Below are 898 nucleotides of genomic sequence, written 5' to 3'. Positions count from 1 at the left end.
CACCTCCTCCAGCGGCGGACGCTCGCTCCAGTCCTTCAGCATGATGGAGATAAACCCGCCGTTAGAGGCGCTGGTGCCGTTGAGGATGTTAAACCCGGAGACCTGAATCACATCCCCCACCGCCGGATTTTGGGCGATCAGCTCCCGCGCGGTGGTCATCACCGCTTCGGTACGCTCCAGCGAAGCCGCTTCCGGCAGCTGGACGCTGGCAAAGAAATAACCCTGATCTTCCTGCGGCAGGAAACCTTTTGGCATCGATGTAAAGCTGAACAGCACGACTGCCGCCGCGCCTGCGGTGGCCAGCAGCGCCAGCCACGGACGCAGGTTTAAGATATGCACGAGGCGGGTGTAGAAACCGCGCGTGGCGTCCAGCCCGCGGTTGAAGGCGCGATAAACGGCCGCCGGTTTCTCCGGGCGCGGACGCAGCAGCATCGCGCACAGCGCGGGCGTCAGGGTCAGCGCCACCAGGCTTGAGAGCGTCACGGCGGTGGAGAGCGTCACCGCGAACTGGCGATACAGCTCGCCGACAATCCCCGGCAGCAGCGTCACCGGCACAAATACCGCCAGCAGCACCAGCGTCGTCGCGATCACCGGTCCGGCGATCTGGCGCAGGGCCAGCGCGATCGCCGCCGTGCGGCTCTGCCCTTCCGCCATCAGCGTTTCGACGCTCTCCACCACCACGATGGCGTCATCCACCACCATGGTCAGCGCCAGAATAATGGCGAACAGGCTCAGCGTGTTGGCGGAGTAGCCGAGCGTATAGAGCACGGCAAACGTCCCCACCAGCGACACCGGAATGGCGAGGGCGACAATCAGCGTGGCGCGCCAGCTTTGCAGAAACAGGGAAACGACCACCACAACCGCCAGCATGGTGAGCGCCAGCGAGACGCCGATCTCT

The 898-nt window shown here is 64.6% G+C and carries 1 protein-coding gene; it reads right to left on the bottom strand.

Annotation, left to right across the window (positions count from 1 at the left end; translation table 11 throughout):
• On the bottom strand, window positions 1–898 hold an 898-nt coding region (locus DOU50_RS00175), incomplete at both ends, for an efflux RND transporter permease subunit (protein WP_148768452.1).

The organism is Enterobacter sp. C6 (assembly GCF_008122455.1).
Taxonomy (GTDB): domain Bacteria; phylum Pseudomonadota; class Gammaproteobacteria; order Enterobacterales; family Enterobacteriaceae; genus Enterobacter; species Enterobacter pseudoroggenkampii.
Note: the sequence above shows the minus strand (reverse complement) of the source record. Positions and strands in the feature narration are given on the sequence as shown.